This window comes from Paraclostridium sp. AKS73 (genome assembly GCF_025671395.1).
GTDB lineage: Bacteria > Bacillota > Clostridia > Peptostreptococcales > Peptostreptococcaceae > Paraclostridium > Paraclostridium benzoelyticum.
In genome coordinates this window covers 87,406-112,068 of sequence record NZ_JAIXHU010000002.1, presented here as the reverse complement: position 1 = coordinate 112,068, position 24,663 = coordinate 87,406, and the positions used below count along the sequence as shown (strand labels likewise).

At 29.4% G+C, this 24,663-nt stretch carries 23 protein-coding genes and 4 pseudogenes; all 27 read left to right on the top strand.

The features are described from left to right. The first annotated feature begins 124 nt into the window (after positions 1-124). The 27 genes and pseudogenes from LEQ07_RS02050 to glyS all read left to right on the top strand — a co-directional run bounded on the left by LEQ07_RS02050 (position 125) and on the right by glyS (position 24,626). Positions 125-1,006: an ROK family protein gene (locus LEQ07_RS02050; protein WP_263329344.1), complete on the top strand. Its 882-nt coding sequence runs from the start codon at positions 125-127 to the stop codon at positions 1,004-1,006. Between the two features lie 30 nt (positions 1,007-1,036). Continuing rightward, the gene (locus tag LEQ07_RS02045; RefSeq protein ID WP_263329343.1) at positions 1,037-4,039 is read left to right on the top strand and encodes an endo-beta-N-acetylglucosaminidase; all 3,003 of its coding nucleotides are present in this window, start codon (positions 1,037-1,039) and stop codon (positions 4,037-4,039) included. A 57-nt stretch (positions 4,040-4,096) separates the two neighbouring features. Beyond that, positions 4,097-6,100: pseudogene (locus LEQ07_RS22800) on the top strand (TIM-barrel domain-containing protein). Between the two features lie 17 nt (positions 6,101-6,117). Beyond that, the gene (locus LEQ07_RS22795) at positions 6,118-6,465 is read left to right on the top strand and encodes a DUF5110 domain-containing protein (protein ID WP_442952392.1); all 348 of its coding nucleotides are present in this window, start codon (positions 6,118-6,120) and stop codon (positions 6,463-6,465) included. A 95-nt stretch (positions 6,466-6,560) separates the two neighbouring features. Further along, positions 6,561-7,079 carry a GNAT family N-acetyltransferase gene (locus LEQ07_RS02035; RefSeq protein WP_263329342.1) on the top strand — a complete coding sequence of 173 codons (519 nt, stop codon included), beginning with the start codon at positions 6,561-6,563 and terminating at the stop codon, positions 7,077-7,079. A 171-nt stretch (positions 7,080-7,250) separates the two neighbouring features. Then, positions 7,251-8,070 (top strand): annotated as a pseudogene (locus LEQ07_RS22790) (DUF4003 family protein). A gap of 192 nt (positions 8,071-8,262) precedes the next feature. Beyond that, entirely contained in the window at positions 8,263-9,204 is a 942-nt protein-coding gene (gene prmA / locus LEQ07_RS02025; protein ID WP_046823276.1) for a 50S ribosomal protein L11 methyltransferase, read from the top strand. Between the two features lie 9 nt (positions 9,205-9,213). Then, on the top strand, positions 9,214-9,966 hold the full coding sequence (locus LEQ07_RS02020) for a 16S rRNA (uracil(1498)-N(3))-methyltransferase (RefSeq protein WP_046823277.1): 753 nt from the start codon (positions 9,214-9,216) through the stop codon (positions 9,964-9,966). Position 9,967: 1 nt separating this feature from the next. Then, entirely contained in the window at positions 9,968-10,312 is a 345-nt protein-coding gene (locus LEQ07_RS22785; protein ID WP_332842298.1) for a hypothetical protein, read from the top strand. Between the two features lie 24 nt (positions 10,313-10,336). After that, on the top strand, positions 10,337-11,266 hold the full coding sequence (locus LEQ07_RS02015; RefSeq protein WP_332842839.1) for a MiaB/RimO family radical SAM methylthiotransferase: 930 nt from the start codon (positions 10,337-10,339) through the stop codon (positions 11,264-11,266). 41 nt (positions 11,267-11,307) lie between these two features. Continuing rightward, positions 11,308-11,655 carry a histidine triad nucleotide-binding protein gene (locus LEQ07_RS02010; RefSeq protein ID WP_046823279.1) on the top strand — a complete coding sequence of 116 codons (348 nt, stop codon included), beginning with the start codon at positions 11,308-11,310 and terminating at the stop codon, positions 11,653-11,655. 161 nt (positions 11,656-11,816) lie between these two features. Next, the gene (rpsU, locus tag LEQ07_RS02005; RefSeq protein WP_021125460.1) at positions 11,817-11,996 is read left to right on the top strand and encodes a 30S ribosomal protein S21; all 180 of its coding nucleotides are present in this window, start codon (positions 11,817-11,819) and stop codon (positions 11,994-11,996) included. Positions 11,997-12,022: 26 nt separating this feature from the next. Then, positions 12,023-12,465 (top strand): annotated as a pseudogene (locus LEQ07_RS02000) (GatB/YqeY domain-containing protein). Between the two features lie 133 nt (positions 12,466-12,598). Next, positions 12,599-13,096: a TspO/MBR family protein gene (locus LEQ07_RS01995; protein WP_046823281.1), complete on the top strand. Its 498-nt coding sequence runs from the start codon at positions 12,599-12,601 to the stop codon at positions 13,094-13,096. A gap of 307 nt (positions 13,097-13,403) precedes the next feature. After that, a complete protein-coding gene (locus tag LEQ07_RS01990; RefSeq protein WP_046823282.1) occupies positions 13,404-13,640 on the top strand; it encodes a YabP/YqfC family sporulation protein in 237 nt (78 codons plus the stop codon). A gap of 13 nt (positions 13,641-13,653) precedes the next feature. Continuing rightward, positions 13,654-14,957 (top strand): annotated as a pseudogene (locus tag LEQ07_RS22780) (sporulation protein YqfD). A 12-nt stretch (positions 14,958-14,969) separates the two neighbouring features. Beyond that, a complete protein-coding gene (locus tag LEQ07_RS01975; protein WP_263329337.1) occupies positions 14,970-15,971 on the top strand; it encodes a PhoH family protein in 1,002 nt (333 codons plus the stop codon). 3 nt (positions 15,972-15,974) lie between these two features. Continuing rightward, on the top strand, positions 15,975-16,433 hold the full coding sequence (gene ybeY / locus LEQ07_RS01970; RefSeq protein ID WP_046823285.1) for an rRNA maturation RNase YbeY: 459 nt from the start codon (positions 15,975-15,977) through the stop codon (positions 16,431-16,433). A 4-nt stretch (positions 16,434-16,437) separates the two neighbouring features. After that, complete coding sequence (locus tag LEQ07_RS01965) at positions 16,438-17,151, top strand: diacylglycerol kinase (protein WP_021429952.1); 714 nt, start codon at positions 16,438-16,440, stop codon at positions 17,149-17,151. A gap of 134 nt (positions 17,152-17,285) precedes the next feature. Continuing rightward, a complete protein-coding gene (gene cdd, locus LEQ07_RS01960; protein WP_046823294.1) occupies positions 17,286-17,687 on the top strand; it encodes a cytidine deaminase in 402 nt (133 codons plus the stop codon). Positions 17,688-17,726: 39 nt separating this feature from the next. Further along, positions 17,727-18,617: a GTPase Era gene (gene era / locus LEQ07_RS01955; RefSeq protein ID WP_046823286.1), complete on the top strand. Its 891-nt coding sequence runs from the start codon at positions 17,727-17,729 to the stop codon at positions 18,615-18,617. A gap of 14 nt (positions 18,618-18,631) precedes the next feature. Next, entirely contained in the window at positions 18,632-20,011 is a 1,380-nt protein-coding gene (gene mgtE / locus LEQ07_RS01950; protein WP_046823287.1) for a magnesium transporter, read from the top strand. A gap of 192 nt (positions 20,012-20,203) precedes the next feature. Continuing rightward, on the top strand, positions 20,204-20,977 hold the full coding sequence (gene recO, locus LEQ07_RS01945) for a DNA repair protein RecO (RefSeq protein WP_263329332.1): 774 nt from the start codon (positions 20,204-20,206) through the stop codon (positions 20,975-20,977). Then, entirely contained in the window at positions 20,970-21,122 is a 153-nt protein-coding gene (locus LEQ07_RS01940) for a hypothetical protein (RefSeq protein ID WP_263329330.1), read from the top strand. Before recO ends, LEQ07_RS01940 begins: the two co-directional genes overlap by 8 nt. 21 nt (positions 21,123-21,143) lie before the next feature. Next, positions 21,144-21,545 (top strand): DUF4342 domain-containing protein, encoded by a 402-nt coding sequence (locus LEQ07_RS01935; RefSeq protein ID WP_263329329.1) that lies wholly within the window; start codon positions 21,144-21,146, stop codon positions 21,543-21,545. A gap of 136 nt (positions 21,546-21,681) precedes the next feature. Beyond that, positions 21,682-22,560, top strand: coding sequence for a glycine--tRNA ligase subunit alpha (gene glyQ / locus LEQ07_RS01930; RefSeq protein ID WP_021429889.1), 879 nt, complete (start codon positions 21,682-21,684; stop codon positions 22,558-22,560). Next, on the top strand, positions 22,560-24,626 hold the full coding sequence (gene glyS, locus LEQ07_RS01925) for a glycine--tRNA ligase subunit beta (protein WP_263329328.1): 2,067 nt from the start codon (positions 22,560-22,562) through the stop codon (positions 24,624-24,626). Before glyQ ends, glyS begins: the two co-directional genes overlap by 1 nt. Positions 24,627-24,663 lie beyond the last annotated feature (37 nt).

The following is a 24,663-nucleotide window of genomic DNA, read 5'->3' as shown; positions in this document are numbered from 1 at the left end:
TTCCTTCACACGAAGTGCAAAAGGCGCACTTTGAGTGTTTCGTCAATAGCCAATAATACTACTTTGAAAATTAATAATGGAAAAATTTAAAAATGCATTATTTCTTGTGGAGGGGGATTTGAGGATGAAGTATGTTGTTTTTGATATAGGTGGAACTAATATTAAATATAGTTTGATGAATAAAGATGGTGAAATGTTAGATTCTAATTTAGTTCCTACACCTCATCAAGGAGAAGGAAAAACTTTGGAACTTTTAGTTGATATTATAAAAAATTATCAATTAGAAAATGAAATTGATGGAGTTGCTATGAGTGTACCTGGGGGAATAGATGATGATGGATATATACATTTCATGGGATCTGTATTTGATTTACAAGATCTGTATTTAAATAAGCATATAAAGAAGCATACAGGACTTGAATGTGTATACGATAATGATGTTAATTGTGTTGCTATGGCTGAAAAGTATAAAGGTAATGCGATGGATAATAAAAACTTTGTATGCATAACGATAGGAACTGGAATTGGTGGAGGTGTGTTTATCAACAACCAACTATATAGAGGACATAGAGGTATGGCTGGAGAGTTTGGAATAAATATATTAGAACACAGAAGGTCGGAACTTCAAAGTTTAAACTATAAAACATTTAGTAGGCTCGGATCTACCTATAATTTGATTGATAGAGTTAATAAACTAAAAAAATTAAATTTAGATGGGAAAAAAGTATTTGAGCTAGCTGAAAGTGGAGATTTAGAAGTTCAAAAGGAAATAGAAGAGTTTTACTTTAGTTTAGCTGTAGGAATTTACAACATTGCTTACAGTTTCGCTCCAGAGAAGATTTTAATTGGAGGAGGAGTAAGTGTGAGGTCGGATTTAATAGAAAATGTTAAAAGAAACTTAGAATTATTAAATCCAGAAGTGATTGATATGGTAGATATTGATGTTTGTAAATTTCAAAATGACTCAGGTAAAATAGGAGCACTTTATAAATATTTAAATAGGTAGTAAATATTTTATAAATGGAAGGGGATCTACATGAAATATAAAAAGACTATTACATCAACTATTGTAGCGTTAAGTTTATTTGGATCAACACCTATAATAGGACATGCGCTTCTTGAATCAGATCAGAAAATTCAAGAAGAGACAGGGCAGCCATTTTCATCATATTGGTATCCAAAAGAACTTTTAGCATGGAGTCCAAATAATGACAAAGATGCTAAGTTTAACATTGGAACAGTTCCACTACAAGCAAGGACAAAAGGAGATGTTGTTAAAAATTCACAAAATGATGAAGTCAAGGTTATATCATTAGCTATAGCCAATAAAACAACCAGCTCTACTCCATCTCAAGGTAAAACTGAATTTGAAGGATACAATTTTAGCTACTGGCAATATATTGATACATTAGTGGCCTGGGGAGGGTCAGCAGGTGAAGGACTAATAGTTCCACCGAGTGCAGATATAATAGATTCAGCACATACAAATGGGGTTCCGGTTTTAGGTACTGTATTTTTCCCCCCAGAAGATTATGGAGGAAAATTCGAATGGATGCATGAATTTTTAGTTAAAGATAAAGATGGAAGTTTTCCAATGGCACATAAATTAGTAGAAGTGGCACAATATTATAATTTTGATGGATGGTTTATAAATCAAGAAACTGGAAATAGGGGAGCAGATTATATAAATCCAGAACTTGCAGACTTAATGAAAGAGTTTTTAGAATATTTACAAAAGATAAAGCCAAAAAATATGGAAATCGTATGGTATGATTCTATGATTGATGATGGTAGAGTATTTTGGCAAAATAGGTTAAATCAATATAATCAGAATTTTTTAGGTGAAAAGGGAAAAGAGTTATCTGATAGTATGTTTTTAAATTTTTGGTGGACTGAGGATAGATATTCAGTAGTAGATCCAAATAATGATGATAATAGACTTATATATAATGTAACAGGGAATGAGCTTAAAGAGTCTGGAGATTTAGCAAAAAAAATGGGAAGAGATAAATACGATTTGTATGCAGGGGTTGATGTTCAAGCTAATGGATATAATACGCCTATAAAATGGAATTACTTATTCCCTAAAAATCAAGAAGCTAACACCTCTTTAGGATTATACTGTCCATCTTGGACTTATGATTCATCAAAAACAGTAGATGAATTTTTACAAAAAGAAAGTAGGTTTTGGGTTAATGAAAAAGGAGATCCAAGAAGTCAGAGTAGTGAAGACTGGAAAGGTATTTCTAATAACATAGTTGAGAAAAGCCCAATAACACAGTTACCATTTGTAACTAACTTCTCTATGGGTAATGGTGAATTTTTCAATGTCGATGGATTACAGGTATCAGAAAAGGACTGGAATCATAGAGGAATGATGGATATACTTCCTACGTACAGATGGATAATTGATAACAATAAAAATAATTTAACTGCTAATATTGATTATAAAAATGCTTATTATGGAGGCAATTCGATAGGTATAAATGGAAGTTTAGCAAATGGAGGAACAACTAAGGTCAAATTATTTGCAACTGATTTAGAGCTAACTAATAACAGTGAGGTTAGTATAAAGTACAAAGAAAGTGGAGGAAAGTCTAATATTAAATTAGAATTTGAACTAGATAATGGTGAGCATAAAATAATTAACTTAGAATCTAAACAAAGTGGGGAATGGATAGATGCAAAAGCATCTCTAAGTCAATTCAAAAAGTCAAAAATAAAAGAAATTTCTTTAATTATAGAAGGAAAAGAATCGTCTAGTTCATATCATTTAAATTTAGGGCAGGTAGCTATAAATAACAAAAATACTAAAGACAAAGTGTCTAAGATAAAAAATTTAAAAGTGGAAGAGTTTAAAGTAATAGATAATTATTATGGTAATGCAAGGCTAACTTGGGATAAATCAAAAAAGAATATTAGCCATTATGAGATATATTTAGAGCATAGTGATGGGCATAGAGAACTAGTAGGGTCTACACCAACCAATGCTTTTTATGTAAAAGATATTGAGAGAGACCTTCAATTAGATTCTAAATCTAATTTTATAGTTAAACCTATAAGTAATTTGTTTAAAAGTGAAGAAAAAAATGAAGCTAAAATTACTGTGAAATGGCCAGATCTAGAAGCTCCAAAAGCTGACTTTGAAGTTAGCTCACCGATAGTTTTACCTGGGGAGTCTGTGAATTTTAAAGATAAATCTTTAGCAGGAGAAACTGTTAAGTGGAAAATAGAAGGACTAAATAAAAATGAAGAAGTAACAGGAAATGAAGTGAGTATAAAGTTTGATAAACCAGGAGTTTACTCTGTAACACAGATAGTATCAAATCCAGCGGGAGATACTGTAAATAAAAAAGATGATTATATAGTTGTAAGTAGCCAAGCTAAAGATGGATTAAAGAATTTAGCTTTAAACAAAGAAGCAATTGCAAATGCAAAAACTAATGAAAATGAAGATGCTAAGTTTGCATTTGATGGTAAATTAAATAGTAAATGGTGTGCACTTGGAGAAAGTGGAAACTATATACAAGTTGACTTAGGGGAAGAAAATATTATAAAACAATTAAGAATTAGTCATGCTGAAGCAGGTGGAGAAGCTAAAAGTATGAATACATCTCAGTATAATATAGAAGTTAGTAATGATGGTCAAAGTTGGAGAAAAATAAAAGATGTTTCAAATAACTCAAGTTCAATATCTAATGATGACTTAAACTATGAATTAGCTAGGTACATAAAAGTTAATATAAATAAATCAGAACAAGGCTCTGGTGGAGCAACTAGGATTTACGAAATAGAAGCTTTGGGGTTAGATACTAATAAAATAACTGTTATAGATAATAAAGAAACTTTAATTAACTTTATTAACAAAGTCAATGAATTAGAATCTTTATATAAAGATTTAGGAACAAATGATGAAAATTTTGAAAAAATACTACACAGAGCTAAACAAATTATAGAAATAGTTGAAGTTGATAAAGAAGAAATATTAAAAGTAGAAAATGATTTAGAAGACGCTTTTAATGAAATAAAGAGTATATAAAATGAAATTGCAAGCTGATGTAAAACACATCAGCTTGTAGAATATAAAGGAGAAAAAATGTTTGGTAAAATATTAGATTACAATATAAGAAACAATATTATAAATATACAATATGAAAAAATAGAAACAAAGGTAAGTATAGTAAATTCTAATATAATAAATTTTTTCGCACCGATATTTAGAAAAAAGCAAGCTTCATATGCTATAGAAAATTTAAAATTTGAAGATTGTGACTTTGAAGTGGTTGAGATAAATGACTACATACAAATCAAGACAAGTGAACTGACTGTAAACATATATGATGAATTTAAGATAGATATATATAATAAACTAGGAGAATTACTATGTGAGGATTATAGAGGCAAAAGAGAGCCGTTTATAAAAAACTGTGCAGGAAGATTAGACATAGCAATTCAAGAAGGACATAAACCTAATGAGCATATGGACTTTAAAGTGTTTATGCCAAAGAAGCTAGAGGATGATATGTATTTTTATGGATTTGGAGAAAAAACAGGGCATTTAAATAAAAAGAACTGCCATTATTTAAATTGGAATACAGATGATCCAAGCCCACATGGAGAAACTTATGAGAAACTATATAAATCTATACCATTTTTTATAAATCTTAGAAAAGAAAATGCTTTTGGTATTTTCTTTGATAATACATTTGAAACTCATTTTGATCTAGGTAAGGAAAATTCAAAATATTACTATTTTGCAGCTATAGATGGAAATATAGATTACTATTTTATATATGGACCATCGGTAAAAAATGTATTAAAAGGATATACTTACTTAACTGGAACTACACCGCTTCCTCAAATGTGGACGTTAGGATATCAGCAATGTAGATGGGCTTATTGTCCAGAAGAAAATGTTATGGAAATTTCAAAAAAATTTAGAGAAAAAGAAATTCCATGTGATTGCATATATTTGGATATAGAGTACATGAATGGATTTAGAGTATTTACATGGGATGATAAAAAATTCCCAAATCCTAAGAGAATGATAAAAAACTAAATGAAGATGGATTTAAACTAGTCACAATTATAGATCCAGGAGTAAAAGTTGATAAAGATTATAACATTTTTAATGAAGGACTTAAAAAAGGGTATTTTGCAACAAATAAAGATGGAATTGTACATACAGGATGGGTTTGGCCAGGACACTCTGTTTTCCCAGATTTTATAAATAAAGAAGTTAGAAATTGGTGGGCAGAAAATCAAAAAATTTTAACAGATATAGGGGTTTCAGGAATTTGGAATGATATGAATGAACCTGCAAATTTAGGGGTTGAATTGCCTTTAGATTTAAAGTTTAACAATAATGGAGAAATTGTAGAACATAAAGAAGTTCATAATGTGTATGGGCATATGATGGATAAAGCTACTTATGAAGGAATCAAGCAAAGTACAAATAAAAGACCATTTGTAGTTACTAGAGCATGTTATGCAGGTACACAAAAGTACTCAACTGCATGGACTGGAGATAATCAAAGTACATGGGAACATTTAAGGATGAGCGTACCTATGCTTATGAATTTAGGGATTAGTGGCATGGCGTTTTGTGGAACAGATGTAGGTGGATTTGGATATGATACTACTCCAGAGCTTTTAAGTAGATGGGTACAAGTTGGAACATTTACACCATTATTTAGAAATCACACAACTATATACTCTAGAGATCAAGAGCCTTGGGCATTTGATAAGACTACAGAAGAGATAAATAAAAAATATATCAAATTAAGATATAAATTAATTCCATATATCTATGATTTATTTAAAGAGTGTGAAGACAATGGACTTCCTATTATAAGACCTTTGCTACTTCATTATCAAAATGATATTGATACATATGAAATAAACGACCAATTCATGTTTGGTGAAAAAATTATGGTAGCTCCAATTTTAGAACAAGGTAAAAAAGCTAGAATGGTATATTTACCTAAAGGAAGCAATTGGGTTGATTATTGGAATAAAAAGAAACTTAAAGGAGGGCAATATATAATAAAAGAAACTCCTTTAGATGTGTGTCCTATATATATCAAGGAAGGCTCTATAATACCAAATTATCCAAGTATAAACTATATAGGAGAAAAGGAAATTGATGAACTCACTTTAGATATATATCCATACGAAAGTAATTTCAAGTATACTCACTATCAAGATAATGGGGAAGATTTCAAATACAAAGATGGAGAATATAACTTATATGAGTTTTGTATAAATTCAGGTGAGAATATAGAATTTAAAAGTTCAGTTTTAAATAATGGGTACGAAAATACTTATAAAAGTTTAAAACTTATATTTAACGGAATAAAAGCTGAAAATGTATATCAAGGAGATAAAAGCATAGACTTTAAAATTTTAAATGAAAATACTATTATAAAGGCTAAAAATTTAGATTTTAGCATAAAAATAATATAACAAATAAAGAGGTAATGAAAAATTACCTCTTATTTATACATGATTAAATAAAGTATATTACAATTAATATTATAATAGTAAGGAGGTGAGAAAGATTGGAATTAACGATAAGACCAGTTGAAGTTGAAGATTCAAAAGATATAAATGAAATAAGACGAATGAAGGGCGTTATGGAAAATATGCTAGCAATAAGTAGCGAAAGGTTAGATAGAACAAAGAGGCATACTGAGAGCCTAGATTTAAATACACATATTCTCGTAGCTGAATTGAAAGAAAGTGAAAATAAAAAAGTAGTTGGAATTGTATCTTTGAACGTGAACTCATCGCCGAGATTAAGACATAGTGGTAGTTTAGGAATAAGTGTACACGCAGAGTATCAAAGTATGGGAATAGGAAAAAAATTAATGGAAGCGATATTAGATTTAGCAGATAATTGGCTTATGTTAACAAGAATTGAATTAGGTGTATACCCAGATAATAATAAAGCTATAAATATGTATGGAAATTTTGGATTTAAAAAAGAAGGTATAAAAAAATACGCAGCTATAAAAAATGGAATTTATGTAGATGAAATTATAATGGGTAGATATAATGAGAAAATAATTAAGGATTAAATTAAAAAGTGTAGAGGTGATTTATGGAAAAAAGGTTAGACCTTTTGATAGACAACTATGAGTCATTGAAAAAGTGAATGCATCATCTTGGATGGGCTTAATAATACATGGATGTGCACTTGAGTATACACTAAAAGATAAAAAATAAATACAAATCTAGTAAACGAGAGTATGGAAATTATAAGAGAAAACACCTCTATATTCTCTGACTTTAGAGGTAAAAGTTCAATAAACACGGCAATAATACTATCATTTCAAGCAAATCTCAAGTCTAGCTTCGATGAAATTTTAAATATCCATAAAAAGTTGAAATTAAATAAATTTTGCTCAGGAGATTGTTTAGCACTAGTATCAAATGTAATATTTGAAAATAAGAATAAAATAAATATAGATGAGTGTATAGAAAAAATGAGATATGTATACAAATCTATGATACAAAATCATCCATTTTCAATAGGTGTAGAAGAATACATGATAACATGTATAATTGCAATAAGCGCAAGGGACATTGAAGAGGAATTGAATAATATGGAAATAGCATATGAGTATTTAATGAAAAATGGGTTTCATAATCGTAGAACTCTTCAAAGTTTATCGCATGTTCTTTCTTTTAACAAAAACAAGGAAACACTTAATAGATGTATAGAAATAAAAAAGGAATTAGAAAAATAAATGTAAGATTCATGAGTTTGGATATCCGCTAATAGGAGTTATGGCTCTTATAGATATAAAAGATGTAAAACATTTAATAGAAAAAATTAAATATATATCAGATACTTTAAAAGAGCATCAAGGGTATGGAAACTTTATTTTAGGAGAAAGATACAGAAACATGATTAGTGCAGTTATTGCATTATCTAAATATATTGATGATATAGAAATTAATAGTATAATAATGGATAAAATTATATCAAATATTAATCAAGCCATGAACATAGCGACAAATGCAGCTACAACAAGTTCCATAGTTATATACAATTCATCTACATAGATATAAAAATAAGAAAATAAACTTAAGAGAAACAATACTTAGGTTTATTTTCTTATTTTTATGAATTTATTTTAAAATTTATAAAAGTATAAATGTGTTTTAAAGTATAAAAGATTATTTTAAAAGACAATAATAAATATGATATAATAAAGTTTACGAAAAACAGGAATTTTAAAAGGAGCGTGTACATAAATGAAATGGGCAGAAATAACTATTAAGACAACAACTGAAGCAGTTGAAGCTATAACAAATATATTATATGAACAAAATGTAGGTGGAGTATCTATAGAAGATCCTAAAGATTTTAAATTCCAAAAGAAACATGAATATGATTGGGATTTTGTTGAAGAAGAAATTTTTAATAGCGGGTATGATGGAGTTATAATAAAAACTTATATAACAGAAGAAAGAGATGTATCTGACGATATAAAATTAATAAAAGAAAAAATAGATGGACTTAAAGAATTCGGAATAGATGTAGGAGAAGCTATAGTTGAACTTTCTCAAGTAGATGAAGAAGATTGGGCAAATGAATGGAAAAACTACTACAAGCCAACTAAAATAGGTGAGAAAATAGTAGTAAAGCCAACTTGGGAAGATTATGAAGCTAAAGATACTGATTTAATAATAGAATTAGATCCAGGAATGGCATTTGGAACGGGTACACATGAAACTACAAGTATGTGTATAAGAGAATTAGAAAAGTATGTTAAACCAGAATCTAAAGTTTTTGATATAGGTTGTGGAAGTGGAATACTTTCAATAGCAGCAGCAAAATTAGGAGCTAAAGATGTATTAGCTGTTGATTTAGATGAAGTTGCTGTAAAAGTTTCAAAAGAAAATATAGAGTTAAACAAAGTAGAAGGTAGTGTTAATGCACTTCACGGAAACTTAATGGAAGTTGTAAAGGATAAAGCGGATATAGTTGTAGCAAATATAATAGCGGATATAATAAAAATACTAGCAAAAGATATAAAGCAATTTATGAAAGATGATGCTGTATTTATATCTTCAGGAATAATACATGCTAAAGTAGATGAAGTTAAAGAAGCTTTAACTCAAAATGGACTTGAAATAGTACATGTAGAGTCTTTAGGTGAGTGGAACGCTATAGTATCTAAAATAGCAAAGTAGGTGAATTGCATGGATAGATTTTTTGTAGGAAAGAAAAATATAAACCTTGAAAATAAGACATGTATTATAGAAGGTGAAGATGTAAAACATATTTCTAAAGTTTTAAGATGTAGAATTGGAGAAGAACTAGAAGTATGTGATAATGACAACAATGAATACATATGTGAAATAACTAATATAGATAAGTCTCAAGTTGAACTTAATATAGTAGAAGTTGTAGACATAAAAAGAGAGTCTGATTTGAAAATAAAAGTATATCAAGGCCTTCCAAAAGGACCTAAGATGGAAATGATACTTCAAAAGTTAACTGAAGTTGGAGTAGACGAGATAATTCTAGTTCAGACGAAGAGAACTGTTGTTAAAGTTGATGATAAAAAAGAAGACAAGAAAATCGAAAGATGGGAAAGAATAATATATGAAGCTGCAAAGCAAAGTAAGCGTGGAAAAATTCCAAAATTAAGAGGAGTTTTAAGCTTTAAGGAAGCACTAGCTGATATGAAAGAAAATGACTTTAATATAGCTCCATATGAAAATGAAAGAACAAAATCGATTAAACAAGCTATAAAAGGTGTAGATATAAAAAATATAGGTATTTTCGTAGGACCAGAAGGCGGATTTGAAGATACTGAAATTAAAGCTATAGAAGAAATAGGTGGACAATCAGTGTCTCTTGGGCCTAGAATTCTAAGAACTGAAACAGCATCGCTTGTTGCATCATCTATAGTATTATACGAATTAAGTGACTTAGGAGGAAATGATTAGAGTGAAAAAAGTAGCTTTTTATACTTTAGGATGTAAAGTAAATCAATATGAAACAGAAGCTATGCTTGAGATGTTTAAAAAAGATGGATACACTCAAGTTGATAGTGAAGAATTTGCAGATGTTTATGTTATAAATACATGTACAGTAACACATATGAGTGATAGAAAATCACGTCAATATATAAGAAGAATGAAAAAGAAAAATCCAGATGCTATAATAGCTGTTGTTGGATGCTACTCTCAAGTTTCTCCAGAAGAAATTTTAGAAATAGAAGAAGTAAATTTAGTTATGGGAACTAACGAGAGAAGACAAATAGTTGAAGAAATAAAAATTAGATGCATCTAAAAAGCTAGTACAGTTGACGATATAATGAAAGTAAGAGCTTTTGAAGAAATTGAAATAAATCAAGCTAATGGAAGAACTAGAGCATTTATGAAAATTCAAGATGGATGTGACAGATTCTGTTCTTACTGCATAATACCTTACGCAAGAGGTGGAAAAGTAAGAAGTAGAGATTTAGAGAGTGTAGTAAATGAAGCTAAGAAGTTAGCACATAATGGATACACAGAAATAGTTTTAACTGGGATACATGTTGCATCTTATGGAAAAGATGTAAAAGATGCTGAAGTTAATTTATTAAGTGTTATAAAGGCTATAGATGAAATTGACGGAGTTAAGAGAATAAGATTAAGTTCGGTAGAACCTATATTAATGACTGATGAATTTATAGACACAGTTTCTAAAATGCCAAAAGTATGTCCCCATTTCCATTTATCATTACAAAGTGGATGTGATGAAACATTAAAAAGAATGAATAGAAGATACACTACAGAAGAGTATAAGGAAATAGTTGATAAATTAAGAGAAAAGATGCCTGAAGTGGCAATAACTACAGATGTAATAGTTGGATTCCCAGGAGAAACTAATGATGAATTTAATAAAACATATGAGTTTTTAAGTGATATAAAACTTTCTCAAATGCATGTGTTTAAATACTCTCCAAGAAAAGGAACACCAGCAGCAACTATGGAAAATCAAATAGATCCTCAAATGAAGCAACTAAGAAGTGATAAATTAATATCATTAAATAAAAAGAATTTTAGTGATTTTGCAACAAACTTTATAGGAGAAGAGTTTGAAGTACTATTTGAACAGAATATAGAAGGCAAAAAATATGAAGGATTAACACCTAACTATATAAGAGTAGTAGTTGAAAGTGATGAAGATATACATGGTAAGATATTAAATACTAAAATATTACACGTAAAAGATGAATATGTAGAAGGAATTTTAGTATAATATGTAGAAATAATAACTCTTAACAGATAGGAGGTGTAAATATGAGCTGTATATTTTGTAAAATTATAAATGGAGAAATACCATCAAATAAAGTTTATGAAGATGATAAAGTCTTAGCTTTTAATGATATAAATCCTGTTGCACCATTACATGTTTTAGTTATACCTAAAAAGCACTATGAGTCAATAATAGACATAGGTGAAGAAAATATGGAAATAATTGCACATATTCATAAGGTGATTAATAAAATAGTTAAAGAAAAAGGATATGACAAAACTGGATTTAGAATAATAAATAACTGTGGAGATGATGGATGCCAAGAAGTTAAGCATATTCATTATCATGTGTTAGCAGGAAAAAAATTAGATTGGTATGATGCTGAGAAGTAATAGATAAATTAAACTTTTAGAGGTATTATTCATAAAAATACTTGAAAAAAAAATAAGATTAGTTTATAATAAACAAAGTGTGAGGTTGTAATGCATATTATGCAGATATAATCGAGTTACAGTCCCAGCATAATTTGCGCTATCGGAGGGAGGGAAAAAGAATGTCAGAAGTAAGAGTAAGAGAAAACGAAACATTAGACAGCGCTTTAAGAAGATTTAAGCGTTCATGTGCTATGTCTGGCATAATGTCTGAAGTAAGAAAAAGAGAACACTATGATAAGCCAAGCGTAAGACGTAAGAAAAAAGCTGAAGCTGCAAGAAGAAAAAACGCTAAGAAATAATTTTTGTAGATAAGAGGTGAAGGGATATGTCCCTTAAAGCAAAGTTACAAGAAGACTTAAAACTTGCTATGAAAAACAAAGATACAGTAAAAAAATCTGTTGTTACATTAATAAGAGCTGAAATCAAGCAGCGTGAAGTTGACACTAGAACAGAACTTGGTGATGACGAAATTATAGACGTAATAACAAAACAGTTAAAGCAACGTAGAGATGCGAAAACTGAATTTGCAAAAGCATCAAGAGACGATTTAGTTCAAGAGGCCGAAGCTGAGATTGAAGTATTAATGGAATACCTACCTCAACAGCTGAGCAAAGAAGAATTAAATGAGATAGTCAAAGATACTATATCTGAAGTAGGAGCTACTTCTATGAAAGATATGGGAAAAATCATGGCAGCTATAAAACCGAAAACAAAAGGTAGAGCTGACGGAAAATGATAAATGAGTTAGTTAAATCTAACTTACAATAGATAGAAAAACCTAGAGCTAATGCTCTAGGTTTTTTGCTTTTAATTTTATAATCTTTGTCCAAAAAATTGTAATAATATTATTTTAGATAACATATTTATAAACTAAATAGAGGATAAAGAGAGGGTGAATTCATTGATCATATCTACAAAAGAAATAAAAAAGTTTATAATAAGTGTTTTTATACCTATTATAGTTGGTTTTTCTAGTAGCTTTATATCTGAATTTTTAAGTCAGACAAATACAAGTACATATTATTCAAATTTAATAAAACCAGGTTTTTTCCCTCCGGGGTATGTATTTCCTATAGTGTGGACTATTTTGTATGTACTTATGGGTATCTCGGCTTATTTAATTTCTAAAAAAGGATTGAACACTCTTAAAGTAAGAGATGCAATGTTTTATTATTACTTACAATTAGGATTGAACTTTATATGGCCTATTTTATTCTTTGGATTAGGGCTTAGATTCACAGCTTTGATAGTTATAGGACTTATGATAGTGATTGTATTAATTATGATAACTAAATTTGCTAAAATTGACAAAAGAGCAGCTTATATAAATTTACCATATTTAGCTTGGTTATTTTATGCATTCTTTTTAAATTACGTTATATGGTCAATAAATAGATAAAAATAAAAGCCGGCTTGGCTTTATTTTTTTACGCGCAATAAAATTACACCAACAAAAATTATGATAAGTTATGGAATTTGACTTATTAACTAGTTTAGTTTTTAGCGTAAAAAGTTTTTGAGCAACGGACGAAGTCGTTGGCGACATGAAGTAGTTCGCAGACGTAGTCGCTCAAGCAAAGCGAAATTTTGCTAAATAAAAGTCTCAAAATGTATTAAAGGAACATACTATTATATTAAGGCTTAGAAACTAATACAAGTAATTAAAATAAAAAAAGGACATAGAATATATTAAGGGGGTTATGAGTATGATAGAAGTTCCTACTGATTTACAGGTAAATCAACCTACAGTTACTGTTTTGGGGAATACATTTATGAGCATAGAAAACTACAAGTCCATATTAGAATACGATGTAAATTTAATTAAAATAAAAACAAAGTTAAATACCATAAAAATATGTGGGGAAAAGCTATATTTAAAGCATATTACAGAGACGGAGATAGGAATAAAAGGAATTATATATAGTGTAGAATACACTACATAGGGGGGAATTACGCTTGATAAGTTATATTAGAGGTTACTATGTAGTAACGATAGAGGGTATAAATACAGAAAAATTTTTAAACATACTAATAAGAAATAAAGTTAATGTTTATGATGTAAAACGAATTTCAAACACAAAAATTGAACTTAAGGTTGATAGGAAAAGTATGCGAACATTTAAAAGTATTTATAGAGGCAGTAAGTTTGAGGTTAAAATAAAGCAAAAAACAGGGTTGCCTTTTTTTGCTAGGCGTATATATAGATACAAAGGAATGTGGATTTGTGCTATACTTTCCTTGATTTTATTAATGAGTACATCGTTATTTGTAACAGATGTATACATAAAAGCTCCAGAGGGAATTGACAAAGTGCTTGTAAGGAAGGAACTTGAAAAAGCAGGTGTAAAGCCTGGTGTGTATAAAAAGGGCATAGATAGAAAAGAAGTAAGAGATCAAATAATGGGAGAGTTCGGGGATATTGCCTATGTATCTATAAATGTAAAAGGAACTAATATATTTGTTACAGTGACGAAGAAAGATGAATCATTAGAAGAGAAAAAAGAAACTAATTATTGTAATATAATTGCTAAGAAAAATGGTATAATAGAGAAGGTAATACCAAGAAGTGGTAAACAAGTTGCTAATGTAGGTGATATAGTAAGAAAAGGAGACGTCTTAGTATCGGGATCGAACACTAAATCTCTACCAGAAGTATGGGCAACTACATTTTACGAGTCAAAACAAAGTACAAATTACATAGACAAGGTTAAAACAAGAACTGGTAATAAAAAACAGTATATACATTTAGCTTCTATGATAAAAAATATACATTAAGAAGAAATATAGACTTTAAAAATTACGAAATCGAAAACAAAGAACATGTTTTAAATATTGGAGACTATACTTTTCCTTTAAAAATAAAGTCTAGTATTTTCCATGAAGTAAATGTAAAAGAAGTTGAGAAAAATAAAGAAGAAGTAAAAGAAGATTTAAAACAAAAGGCTCTTAAAGAACTTGAGTACACTATCCCTGTGGATTCAAGATATAAAGATGTTAAACATCAATACAAAGTTAAAAAAGATAAATTAGAGTACATAGTAACTGTTACAACTTTAGAAAATATAGCTAAGGTACACTCTTTAAGCAAATCGGAAGCTGAAGAATTAATTAGACAAGAAAGTAAGCCTAAAGAAGGTGAAGAAGAAGTACCTTCAAATCCAGATAAAAGACCTATTAATGATATAAGAAATGAATTTAAGGATATAAATAAAGATAAAGATGCAAAAGATAAAGAAGAAGTTCAAACAAGGGATAACTAAGGAGGATAAACGTTGATAGTACAAAAGAGTTTTGAAATAACAGATGATAAATTTGAAAGAGAACTATTTGGAAACTTTGACGAAAATATAAAAATAATAGAGAAGAGTTTAAATGTAGATGTACTGTTAAGAGAAGGAAATATAGTTTTGATAGGTCAAAGTAAAAATGTAGAAAAAGCAATAGAATTTATAAATGAATTATATAAAAATTTTAAAATAGGTAAAACTTTAGATAAACAGAGTATTACTTATGCTATAGAGCTATTAAATGAAGGAAATAAAGATCAAATAGAAGAATTAGAAGATACTATAGCTGTAACAAAAAAAGGTAGAGAAGTTAAACCTAAAACAATAGGTCAAAAACATTATATAAACCTTATTAGAAATAACGATATAACACTTGGAGTTGGGCCGGCTGGAACAGGTAAAACATATCTTGCGGTAGCTATGGCGGTTAGAGCTTTTAAAAAAGATGAAATAAGTAGAATTATATTAACTAGACCGGCTGTTGAGGCAGGTGAAAGCTTAGGTTTTTTACCAGGAGATATGAAAGATAAAGTAGACCCTTATCTAAGACCTCTTTACGATGCATTATTTGATATGTTAGGCGATGAAAAATGTGCTAAGTATATTGAAAGAGGAATAATAGAAGTTGCTCCATTAGCTTTTATGAGAGGAAGAACTCTAGATAATGCATTCATAATTTTAGATGAAGCTCAAAATACAACTCCAGAGCAAATGAAGATGTTTTTAACTAGATTAGGTTTTGAATCAAAAGCTGTAGTTACTGGAGATCTAACACAAATAGATTTACCAAATAAATATAAAAGTGGATTAATTCAAGCTATGGACGTTTTAAAAGATGTAGATGGAGTTGGTATAAACAAGTTTACAGAAAAAGATGTCGTTAGGCATGAATTAGTACAAAGAATAATTAAAGCTTATGAAAAGTTTGATGAAGAACAAGAGTTAAATAAATTTAATGATGATAGAAACAAAAGAAATAGGAGATAAATTATGGAAATTATATTAGACAATAGACAAGATAAAATAAAAGTAAGTGAAGACCTTTTAGGAAAAATCAATGATATAATCGTTGAAACATTATACTACGAAGGTTATGATGACAATTATGAAGTAAGTTTATCTTTTGTTGATAATGAAGAAATTCATGAATTAAATAGAGAATATAGAGGTGTAGATAGAGCTACAGATGTTTTATCTTTTCCACTTTTAACAGATGAATTTGATGTTGAAATAGAAGAAGAATCTTTAGGAGATATTGTTATATCTCTAGAAAGAGCTTTAGAACAAAGTGAAGAATATAATCATAGCTTTGAAAGAGAAGTATGCTTTTTAGTATGTCATAGTATGTTCCATTTATTAGGTTATGATCATGATACTGAAGAAAATACAAAGGATATGAGAAAAAGAGAAGAGGATGTACTAAACAAGCTTAATATAACAAGGGAGTAAACTTATGGGTAAAAAGAAAGGTAAACAAGGGATAATAAATGCCTTTAATGCAGCTATTGCTGGAATTTTATACACTTTCAAGCATGAAAGAAATATGAAAATACACTACTTTGTTGCAGCTTTAGTTCTTACAATTAGTTTGTTTTGTGAATTTAATAAATTTGAAATGATGCTATTATTATTTACAATAAGCTTAGTTGTAATATCAGAAATGTTTAATACAGCTATAGAAAAAACTGTAGACATGATAACGGATACATATCACCCATTAGCTAAAATAGCAAAAGATGTTGCTGCTGGAGGAGTATTGATAGCGAGTTTAAATGCTTGTATAATTGGATACTTACTATTTTATGATAAACTAGAAACTGTAGGTGCATCTGTATTTTTTACAATAAGAAAATCGCCAATTCATGTTACTCTTATATGTATAGTTTTAGTTTTAATAGCAGTAGTAGTAGTGAAATCATTAACATCTACAGGAACTCCTCTACAAGGAGGAATGCCAAGTGGTCATTCGGCGCTTGCTTTTGCACTTGCTACACTTGTAACATTTATGACAGAAAGAGTGGTAGCATCTACACTTGCTTACTTAATGGCAGTTTTAGTTGCACAAAGTAGAATAGAAGGTAAAATACATACTTTTTGGGAAACTGTAGCGGGGGCATTACTTGGAGTTTTGGTAGCTATGTTAGTTTTACAAATAGCTCAATATTAAAAGGTGGGAAAGTTATTCCCGCTTTTTTTTGAAAGGAAATATAAATATACTTTTTTCTTTTTTTCTATTTTGGTATAATGTAATGTACTACTTAAAATATAATGTATAGGTGGTCTTTGATGGAGGTTAATATAATGGATAATAGAGAATTATTAGAAATAGCAGAAAAAGCAAGAGAACACTCTTATTCACCATATTCAAATTTTAAAGTTGGTGCAGCACTTTTAACTAAGAGTGGTAAAGTTTTTACAGGCTGCAATGTAGAATGTGCATCTTTTGGAGGGACAAATTGCGCTGAAAGAACTGCGCTATTTAAAGCTATCTCTGAAGGGTATAAAGATATAGAGGCAATAGCTGTTGCTAGTACTAATTCAGAAAAAAATGAGCCTACATATCCGTGTGCTATATGTAGACAGGTAATAATTGAGTTTGGGCCACACATAAGAATAATAACTGGATACTCACAAGGAGATATACAGGAACAAACTATCGCAGAATTAGTTCCACATTATTTCTCAGGTAGTGACTTCAAATAAATTAAAACAACAAAAGATAAATTGAAAAGAGGAATTAATATGTTTAAATCAGGATTTGTTAGTATAGTAGGAAGACCAAATGTTGGGAAATCTACTCTTATGAATAGCGTAGTTGGAGAAAAAATAGCTATAATGAGTGATAAACCACAAACAACAAGAAACACTATACAAGCAGTTTATACAGACAAAGAATGTCAAATGGTATTTTTAGATACACCAGGTATTCATAAGCCTAAAAATAAATTAGGAGAATTTATGGTAAAATCGGCTACAGATGCGTTTAAAAATGTCGATGTAGTATTATATGTAGTTGATGAGTCTAAGAAAATTGGACCAGGAGACAGAATGATAATTGAAAATTTAAGAGGAATAAAAACTCCTAAAATTTTAGTTTTAAACAAAATTGATATGTTAAGTGAAGAAGAATTATTCGACTTAATGAAAATGTATGATGCTGAAAACATGTTTGATGAGATTGTTCCAATTTCAGCATTAAAAGGGAAGAACACTGATAGACTACTAAAAGTAATAGAAAGATACTTAGAGGAAGGGCCTCAATATTTCCCAGAGTATATGATAACAGATCAACCTGAAAGAGTTTTAGTATCTGAACTTATAAGAGAAAAAGTTCTACATTATGTACATGATGAGATACCTCATGGAGTTGCTGTAGAGATAGAAAGAATGAAAAAAAGACCAGATAAAGATATAATAGATATATCTGCTGTTATATACTGTGAAAGAGATTCACATAAAGGTATAATAATAGGTAAGAATGGTAGAAAGTTAAAAGGAATAGGAAAATCAGCAAGAGAAGAGATTGAATTATTACTAGGATCTCAGATTAACCTTCAAGTTTGGGTTAAAGTTAAAGAAAATTGGAGAAACCTACAAAGTTTTATAAATAACTTTGGGTATACTGAAAAATAATAAAGGTGGGTTTTATGGATAGGAAAGATGAACATTCCAAGCTGCTGTTAAATCAAGTTGAAGATTTAATAGACAACAATAAAATTTTAGAATTAAGAGAATTAATGGAAGAATATCATAACAGGGATATTTTTGACATATTAGAAAACTTAGATGAAGACAAACAAATAAAGCTTTTTGAAATATTACCTATAGATATGGCAGCTTCCATACTTGATGAAACTGATTCAGAATTTTTTAGGCATATACTTTCTAAGTTAAACATAGAGCATAAAGCTAATATTTTAGAAATGATGTCTTTAGATGACATGGCAGATATCTTAGGAGAGTTAGAAGAAAGTGAAAGAGAAGAAATTATAAACCTTCTAAATCAAGAAGATGCCCAAGACGTAAAAGAACTTCTTATATATGAAGAAGAATCTGCTGGAGGTATAATGACAACTGGGTACATATCTATAAATAAAGATATGACAGCAAAAGAGGCCATAGAATACATGCGAGAGAATGCTGTAGATGCAGAAACAATCTACTATATGTATGTGGTTGATAATTTTGATAAACTAGTTGGAGTATTATCTTTAAGAGAACTTATAATATCCAGAGATGATAGCATAATAGAAGATTTAATGAGTGAGAATATAATTTCTGTATATGTAGATGAAGACCGAGAAGAGGCTGTTAAGCTTGTTTCTAAGTACGACTTAATAGCTATACCAGTAATAGATAGAAATCGCATTTTAAAAGGAATTATAACAGTAGATGATGTAATAGATGTAATTGAAGAAGAAGCCAGTGAAGATATGTATAAATTCGCTGGTACATCAGAACAAGAAAGAGATACTATAGAACAAACTAATGTAGATCCAAAAGACAAGGTATTGTCATCTTTTAAAGCTAGAATACCTTGGCTTATAGTAACTTTAGTTGGTAGTTTTATAGCTACATTGATATTATCGAGTTTTGATTATGTAATAGATTCAAAGTATTTTCCTCTGATATACTTTGTTCCAGTTGTTACAGGTATGGCTGGGAATATAGGGACTCAAGCATCAGCACTTACTGTAATGGCACTGTCTAATAGAAAGTTAGATTTTAAAAATGTATTATTAGAAGGTATGGTAGGTGTATTTACAGGAATTATATGTAGTTTAATTATAGGAATAGCTACTTATGTTTTTGTAAAGGACACAAATATAGTTTTAATAGTATCTGTATCATTGCTTATAAATATGATAATAGGAGCGATGATTGGGTCATTTATACCTATGATGTTTAAAAAAATGGATGTAGATCCGTCAATTGTTTCTGCTCCATTAATAGCTACATCCCTTGATATAATTGGGATGGTTATCTATTTTTTAATAACAACAATTACATTGTCAAAAATTGTCTAACAACTTAATGCATTTTTTCCCCTTTCTTACTAAAAATATAGTATAAGCGTAAGAAGGGGGTTTTTAAAAATGAACAATTTGTGTTGGGAACTTTTTAAAAAAACAGGAAGTATAGAAGCCTATCTATACTTAAAAATAGCATAAATATAAATAATGGCGAAGTCAATATGAACAGGGAGATAGAAAACGACCATGATAATTGTGAACACCCAGGGGATAGTGCTAAGATCAGCAAGATATAAAGAAAATGATTTGATTTTAACAATATTTACACGAAAACTTGGGAAGATATCAGCTATAGCAAAAGGCGCAAAAAGAAATAAAAGCTCGTTATTATCTTCTTCTCAGGTTTTCTCATACTCTAATTTTACTTTAAAAAAACAAGGCAATATGTATAGAGTAAGTCAAAGTGAGACCATTAAAAATTTTTATGATATTGCATATGATATAGAAGCATTTTCCTACGCTACATATATAACGAGTTTAGTAGATGGATCTATATATGAAAATCAGACTAATAACAGGCTTTTTGTGTTACTAGCGCAAACTCTTTACCTATATACTCAAAATAAAGTTGATAAAGAATACATAACTAGAGCATTTGAACTAAAGTTTTTAGACTATATAGGCTTTAAACCAATAGTAAATAGATGTGTCAACTGCAATACTACAAATCTTAAAAGTAGTGTATTTAATGTTGACGAAGGTGGAATACTATGTGAAAAGTGTAAAGAAAACCATGTGTATAATTTTAAAATTGATAGTACTACTATAAAATTAATGGATTACATTTTTAGGAATGATATATTAACTTGTAGTAAGGCTAAGGTATCAAAATACTTAGTAAATGAACTAACAAAAATTTTAAAAGTTTACATTCAGGTTTACGTTGACAACGCAAACACAAAATCATTACACTTATTACAAGGAATAGAAAATAATAAAGGAGCTGATATTGATGACTGATATAACATTAGAAAAGATAGATCAAGTATTAGAGAGAGTTCCAAGTGCAAGTTATGCAGAAGCTAAAGAAGCATTAGTGATTAGCGATGGAAATGTACTAGATGCAATAATATATTTAGAGCAAAACAAAAAACTGCAAAAGTAAAAAATAAAGCAAAAGAAAAAAATGGAAACTGCTTTAGGAAAAGATGCAGAAGAAATAAAGAATCAATTAAAAGAAATGCTAAAAAGAAGTAACGTTATAAGAGTAATAGTTGAAAAAGACAATAAGATTATAATGAATATTCCTTTAACAGTTGGAGTTGTTGGGTTAGCACTAGGACCTTTAGTTACATTAGTGGGACTTTCAGCAGCTGTAATAGGCAAATTTAATATAAAAGTTCAAAATGAAGAAGACAAAACAGTTGTTGATTTAGGAGAACTAAATGAAGATACATTAAATATGCTAAAAAATATGTTAACAAACACTGCAAAAGAAGTTACTGATGTAGTTAAACATAATAAAAAAGATGACAAAGATATAACTGAAGAATTAATAAAAGAGGATGACGATATAACTAAATACTAAAAAAGTGTTGACAAAACTAATATTTAAGCATATTGACAAATACTCTATACTTTGATATTCTAAAAGTTAGAAAATAACCATTTAATGGCCTTTCGTGTAGACGAAAGGCTTTGTTTTTAATACAGGAGGTATTCGTATGAATTTTCAAAATATGATACTAACATTACAAGATTATTGGGCTAAGCAAGGATGTATAATGATGCAACCTTATGACGTAGAAAAAGGTGCAGGAACAATGAACCCAAATACATTCTTAAGATCTTTAGGACCAGAACCTTGGAAAGTATGTTATGTAGAACCATCTAGAAGACCGGCAGATGGAAGATACGGTGAGAACCCAAATAGATTATATCAACATCACCAATTCCAAGTTATCTTAAAACCATCTCCAGATAATATACAAGAGTTATACTTAGGAAGTTTAGAGGCTATAGGAATAGATACAAAAGCACATGATATAAGATTTGTTGAAGATAACTGGGAAGCAACTGCTGTTGGGGCATGGGGCCTTGGTTGGGAAGTTTGGTTAGACGGTATGGAAATAACACAGTTTACTTACTTCCAACAAGTTGGTGGAATCGAGTGTGAGCTTGAAACAGGAGAAATTACATATGGTTTAGAAAGACTAGCTATGTACCTTCAAGAAGTTGAAAGTGTATACGATTTAAAATGGAATGATGAAATAACATATGGCGAAGTATTCAATAGAGCTGAATATGAAAACTCTGTATATGCATTTGAAGAGTGTGATGCAGATATGCTATTTAACTTATTTGATGTATATGAAAAAGAAGCATTAAGACTTATGGAAAAAGGATTAATAACTCCAGCATATGATTATGTGTTAAAATGTTCGCACACATTTAATACTCTAGACGCAAGAGGAGCTATAGGTGTAAGTCAAAGAGCTTCATTTATAAGTAGAGTTAGAAATATGGCTAGAACAGTAGCTAAGGCTTATGTAGAGTTAAGAAAAGAAATGGGATATCCACTTTTAAAGGAAGGTGACAAATAATGAAAAATTACCTTTTATTTGAAATAGGTGTTGAGGAATTACCTGCAAGATATGTAAATTCAGCAATGGACCAATTAAAAACTAACATAGTTAAATCTTTTAATGAAAATAGAATAACTTTTGATGAAGTTAATATATATTCTACACCAAGAAGATTAACTGTTATAGTTAATAATATATGTGAAAAACAATCAGATTTAGAAGAAGAAGTAAAAGGACCAGCTAAGAGAATAGCGGTTGATGCTGAAGGCAACTATACTAAACCTCTTTTAGGATTTATGAAGAGCAAAGGTATAAAAGAAGAAGACTTATACTTTAAACAAGTTGGAAAAGAAGAATATGCTTTCGGTAAAATAAAGCAAGATGGACAATTAACTAGTGAAGTTTTAAAAAGCATACTTCCTGAAGCTATAAAATCTATGACGTTCCCTAAGGCTATGCGTTGGGGTGGAAAGAACATGAGATTTATAAGACCAATAAGATGGATGGTTTGTATATTAAATGATTCTGTACTTGATATAGAGTTAGAAGGAATAGTATCATCTAATACTACTAAAGGACATAGATTCTTAGGAGAAAGTGAATTTGAAGTAAATACTTTAACTGAATACTTAACTAAGTTAGAAGAGAACTTTGTAATATTAAATCAAGACGAAAGAAAAGAATTAATAAAGAAACAATGTGACGATGTTGCTAAATCTTTAGGTGGAGAAATAGAGTTTGATGAAGAATTACTTGAAGAAGTAACTCATTTAGTAGAGTATCCAACTGCATTCTATGGAGAATTTGATGAAGATTATGCTAAACTTCCAAAAGAAGTTGTAATAACACCAATGAAACAACATCAAAGATATTTCCCTGTTTTAAAGGATGGAAAATTGCTTCCAAACTTTATAGCTGTTAGAAATGGAGATAGCCATAGAATTGATAACGTTAAAAAAGGTAATGAAAAAGTATTAGAAGCTAGACTTGCAGATGCATTATTCTTCTATAAAGAAGATACTAAGAAGTCTTTAGAAAGCTACATAGAAAAATTAAAAACTGTTGTGTTCCAAGCTAAACTTGGTACAGTTTATGATAAATCTTTAAGAATAGAAAAATTAGCTAATGATATATTAGAAAAATTAAATGAAACAGATATAAAAGAAGATACACTTCGTGCAGCTAAATTATGCAAGGCAGACTTAGTTACAGGTATGGTATTTGAATTTACTGAACTTCAAGGTGTAATGGGAAGAGAATATGCAAAAGTAAGTGGTGAAAATGAAAATGTAGCAGAAGCTATATTTGAACATTATTTACCTAGATTTGCAGGAGATATACTTCCGGCTACTAAATCTGGAATAGTTTTATCTATAGCAGATAAATTAGATTCTATAGCAGGATTCTTTGCTATAGGAATACAACCAACAGGATCACAAGATCCATATGCTTTAAGAAGACAAGCATTAGGTATAATAAATATATTAATGGATAACAACTTAGATATAAGCTTAAGAGAACTTGTATCATTAACTCTTGATAATTATTCATTTATAGAGTTTGATAAAGATGAAGTTTTAAATCAAATAATGGAATTCTTCAAAGATAGAATAAAGAATTTATTTAGAGATTTAGGCATAAGATATGATGTTATAGATGCTATATTAAGTTCTAATATAGATGATATAGCTGATATGTATGCTAGAGCTAAGGCTTTAAACTCTTGGATAGATAAAGGTGAGTTAGTTGAAATGTTAACAGCGTTCAACAGGGTTGCTACTTTAGCAGAAAAAGCTGAAACTAATGAAGTTAATATAAACTTAATGAGAGAAGAAGCAGAATTTAATTTATATCAACAATTCCAAGAAATAAGTTCAAATGTTGAGCACTTATTAGCTAATAAAGAATATACAAAAGCTCTTGATGCATTCGCATCGTTAAGACCAGCAATAGATAATATGTTTGACTCAGTAATGATAATGGACAAGGACGAGGCTATAAAGAATAACAGATTAGCCATATTAAAACAAATATATGACATAATGTTAAATATTTGTGACCTATCAAAGATAGTGTACAAATAGTCTGTTAAAATAACCGAGGGAATTTTTCCTCGGTTAT